Source organism: Roseibium sp. (assembly GCF_039982295.1).
Taxonomy (GTDB): domain Bacteria; phylum Pseudomonadota; class Alphaproteobacteria; order Rhizobiales; family Stappiaceae; genus Roseibium.
Window position 1 is genome coordinate 1 of the sequence record NZ_JBDWYP010000070.1, and the last position, 3,522, is coordinate 3,522.

Below are 3,522 nucleotides of genomic sequence, written 5' to 3' on the forward strand. Positions count from 1 at the left end.
CCGAAGGGCAGAGCAGGTAAGGGCAAAGCCCGTCCTGCGGCCTGGCGGGGCCGTGACAACCGGGTGGAGGGCGTGAATTTGGGAGGGAACCGCGCGCCTGCGCGTGGGAGGAACCGGAATTCTCGACCGGAACCGACGCCACAGGCGGCGCTTGCCGGTTTTCTCGGACCTGCCAGGATGGCAGGCGGATCAATAAGATTTGGAAACTGTCAGGGATGGGGTGAGCGGGCGTTAGCCCGTCGATCCCCTGCCCTGTCTATCGCTCAAAGCGAGAACCGGCACACTGCCGGGATCACACAATTTCTAGGGCTGTTTATCATTGGGGTTCATCAACTTATCCAACAAACTCAATGCATGTGTACTGATACCCCCGCCCGGAATAATCGAAGTACTGGCTCTCCTTCGCGCTTCGAAACTCATTCCAAGCAAAGCCGGAATCCTGCGGCAATGTGCAGGATTCACCATTGAGGTGGGCTGTAAGAGCGTGGGAGGCTTTGGGTAGTTCATCTCCAAAGCAAAACGCTGATATGTACGGAGCTGATTTGCTTTTGCTGCCCCAAACAACCATTCCATCGCGCGACACGATAAATGCAACTGGCTTGCTGGACAGCCCGACAAACCGCAAAGCACTCGCCTGGAGTGAGCACTCGAAACGGTTTCCTATCTCGCATAGGGAATCCGTATTCCAGCCAATCCCGCTAAACTCATCTCTGAGAAGGTTGGCAGGCATAAGTAGCCACGACGCAAACACGTTGGCCTCGGTTTCTATCTTATCCCTGAAATCGTTCAGGGTATCATCGCTGTCTTCGAAACGATCCCGCAAGCCCCGATGGCACATGAAGTGTCCCAACTCATGGGCATATGTGAACCGTTGACGCCGCTTATTCTCGATTTCCGAGTTCAGCAAAATCGTCCACTTGTCGGTGTTCTTTGTTTTAACAAGACACCCTTCGAAGGAATCGTAGCTGCCTATCTTGGTTTTCAGTTCGCCGCCAAAATCGCTGTTTTGAAGTGCGCCATCAATGAGCTTTGAAATATCCAGTGGGTAAGTGTTCGGGCCGTGGTCCTGCCAGAGCCTTGTAAGGCGGTTGGCCTCCTTCATCGGAGGGCGGCTAATCGTCGTCGTCAAAACCTGAAACTATCCTCTCAATCGTGCGCTTGTCATTCTCAGACAGCTTATGGAATTTTCTGAAAAAGGCATCCTCGATTTGTCGGTCAGAAGGCTCGTCTTGCGTATCGTCCAGGAAGAACTCTGGCGAGGCCCCAAAATGATTTGCGATCTTTAGCAGCAACTCAGCGGACGGCTTGGCATTCTTCTTGTTTTCGAGCTGCCAAACATACGCCTTTGATGACCCCAGGACCGTCGCCAGCTCCTCCTGCGTCATGTTCTTGGATGTTCGGATTTTTCTGAGCTTTTCGCCAAATTTTTCTGACATGCAAGTTTCTCTCTGTTCGCGGGTTGACAGAAGTATAGCGATCACTATATCTGACCTCAAGTGTAGCAATAGCTATACTTATGTAAACCAAAATGGAGAACGAAAAGATGGCTGACAGAAAAGTTACCGCGTCGGGAAAAGACAAGGATGGCGACATCACCAAGCTTTGCAAATCAGGCGAGGCATGGTCCCCACGGATGAAGGCTGACGCGATCCGCGATATCGAAAACGGCACGCATACCTACTACGTCCAGCAGGCTGGCACGTCTCGTGTCGACATCACCGTGGTGAACGGAACGACCGGCAAATACCTTCGTTCGACCGCCGATAAGTCGTCGAGCAACAACTTGGACAATCTCCCTGATTGCTAAGCCTATGACCCTACAACATCAGGGCTCGCAGATAGCATCTACCTCTGCGGGTCCGTTTCAACCTGGCATCCTTGAATGTCATAAAAAGAAGGATATTACCTCATGCCACAGGATCATCAGATCACCTGCATTATCCCAGACGGCGCGGACTCTGACCGGCGTATTGACAGCATCGGCGGAGCCACTGGTTCCAAGAGTGGTGGTCCTTGGTGCATCAAGCTCGATGTTGCCATCAAAGGTATCGAAGACGGCACTTGGCGCTTCTGGACCAGCGTAAATGGCAACTCGGTCTGGGTCATCATCGCTACGCGGAATGGAAAGAAATACCTGAAAACCGAAGCGGATGGTGCCGAACCGAATAACCTCCTTAGTCTGCCGCGCTGCAAATAGGCCTTGGGGTGCGCAACACCCAAGTGCCTAGCCTATCTCAACCCTAACCGGCTCAGGACACCACGCCTGCTTTCCTGGCCCTCCAAAAGCCGTTTCTCGAATTCGACATTCGACGGCAGGCTTACCAAGGTCAGACGCCACAACGTCTTGTCGTGCGGCCAGCTCGGCGGTCGCCAGTCCTGACGTTCCACTCCGACGATCTCCATGCAGTCTGGAAAGTGCAGCCACGGAACCTGCTCGCCACTGGGAGCGTTGCCAACCTGCTCCTGCGGGGCATCGAGGAACGTGAACCCATCTGCCTCCGTCCCGTCCAAAAAGAGGAACCGTGCGGTTTCCTCCTCACCTGGGCAAAGCCCGCTCACGGCAACCCAGTCACCGCAGGTCGGGGCCTTCACGGCGTCCAGAACAACGCGCCATTTCTTCATCTTGGCCACCTCTCTGCAAACGTTTTTCACCGTTCTCTGTCTCTGTCGCGATCGCGGCCCTGCCCCCGTTCGGGCGTACTATCACGCCCGCGACCGAGAATGTCATCCCGCCGTCCTTGGTCACGGCCCTCTCCGTCGCGGGCGGCAATGTCCCGTTCTACCGCTGCGGCATCCCGCTCCTGTCCGATATCGCGCGCACGCCCAAGGATGGCGTTCAGACGCTCCCGTATAGGATCGTCGGATGGGGCGCGCTCTCGCCCGACATCCGGCGCTTGCACCTCAGGTCGATCAACGTCGCGCCCCAACACTGCCGCCCGGCGCGCATCCATGTCGCTCCGCTCGGCACCAGCCTGCGGCCTCTCAACCTCGCCCATAACCCTCTCCTTGATCCGTGACATCGCCGCCTCGGCGCGGCCCCAAAGCTGATCCAGCCGCTCGCGCGCGGTGGCAATGAAGGCGCGCCCGCGCTCCATCAGCTCAAGACGCAATTCCAACTGCCGCCAGCCCAACTCTTGGCGCTGTGCATTGCGCGCCTGAGCCGCGCGGAAAGCCTCACCGCGCTCTGTGACGATCCCGCGTTTCTCCTGGGCATTGGCTGATGGGCCGATTTTCGGCTCAGGTTCCCGGCTGAGCTCGACCACTTTTTTCTCGTGCTCAAGCGCCAGCTCTTCCTGCCCGCCCCCGCGTGCCCGCTCGACCTGTTGCTCGGCTTCGGCGCGCTGAACATCAAGGGACCGGTGGTCGATCCGCTCCGACCGTCCTGCCCGTTCAAGGGCCGTGTTCGCATCTCGCGCCCAGACTTCGCGCCAGCCCATCAGCAGGTCCGGCGCATTCCAGCTGCGGTCCTTCTTCCCGAACCCCTCGCCGGTCAGCTCCCGCATGGTCAGCATGACATGCGCA

At 57.2% G+C, this 3,522-nt stretch carries 6 protein-coding genes; 2 read left to right on the top strand and 4 right to left on the bottom strand.

Going from position 1 to position 3,522, the window contains the following annotated elements; all coding sequences use genetic code 11:
* Positions 1-334: 334 nt before the first annotated feature.
* Together ABJZ52_RS15225 and ABJZ52_RS15230 are read right to left on the bottom strand one after the other, a co-directional pair.
* The gene (locus ABJZ52_RS15225) at positions 335-1,129 is read right to left on the bottom strand and encodes an ImmA/IrrE family metallo-endopeptidase (protein WP_348487798.1); all 795 of its coding nucleotides are present in this window, start codon (positions 1,127-1,129) and stop codon (positions 335-337) included.
* Complete coding sequence (locus tag ABJZ52_RS15230; protein ID WP_037931678.1) at positions 1,113-1,436, bottom strand: helix-turn-helix transcriptional regulator; 324 nt, start codon at positions 1,434-1,436, stop codon at positions 1,113-1,115. Before ABJZ52_RS15230 ends, ABJZ52_RS15225 begins: the two co-directional genes overlap by 17 nt.
* A 107-nt stretch (positions 1,437-1,543) precedes the next feature.
* On the opposite strand from ABJZ52_RS15230, the gene ABJZ52_RS15235 reads away from it, so the two are divergent.
* Positions 1,544-1,807 (top strand): DUF3892 domain-containing protein, encoded by a 264-nt coding sequence (locus ABJZ52_RS15235; protein ID WP_037275364.1) that lies wholly within the window; start codon positions 1,544-1,546, stop codon positions 1,805-1,807.
* A 102-nt stretch (positions 1,808-1,909) separates the two neighbouring features.
* Positions 1,910-2,197 (top strand): DUF3892 domain-containing protein, encoded by a 288-nt coding sequence (locus tag ABJZ52_RS15240; RefSeq protein WP_037275356.1) that lies wholly within the window; start codon positions 1,910-1,912, stop codon positions 2,195-2,197.
* A 32-nt stretch (positions 2,198-2,229) separates the two neighbouring features.
* Here the strand turns inward: ABJZ52_RS15240 and ABJZ52_RS15245 are convergent, their stop codons facing one another.
* Positions 2,230-2,622: a hypothetical protein gene (locus tag ABJZ52_RS15245; RefSeq protein WP_348487799.1), complete on the bottom strand. Its 393-nt coding sequence runs from the start codon at positions 2,620-2,622 to the stop codon at positions 2,230-2,232.
* A gap of 26 nt (positions 2,623-2,648) precedes the next feature.
* Positions 2,649-3,522 (bottom strand): MobA/MobL family protein (locus tag ABJZ52_RS15250; protein ID WP_348487800.1); only part of this gene is annotated, 874 nt, incomplete at its 5' end.

What these genes read in the sequence shown, in the direction of transcription:
- ABJZ52_RS15230 (WP_037931678.1), bottom strand. Translation starts at nt 1,436, where the DNA reads ATGTCAGAAAAATTTGGCGAAAAGCTCAGAAAAATCCGAACATCCAAG.
- ABJZ52_RS15235 (WP_037275364.1), top strand. Translation starts at nt 1,544, where the DNA reads ATGGCTGACAGAAAAGTTACCGCGTCGGGAAAAGACAAGGATGGCGAC.
- ABJZ52_RS15240 (WP_037275356.1), top strand. Translation starts at nt 1,910, where the DNA reads ATGCCACAGGATCATCAGATCACCTGCATTATCCCAGACGGCGCGGAC.
- ABJZ52_RS15245 (WP_348487799.1), bottom strand. Translation starts at nt 2,622, where the DNA reads ATGAAGAAATGGCGCGTTGTTCTGGACGCCGTGAAGGCCCCGACCTGC.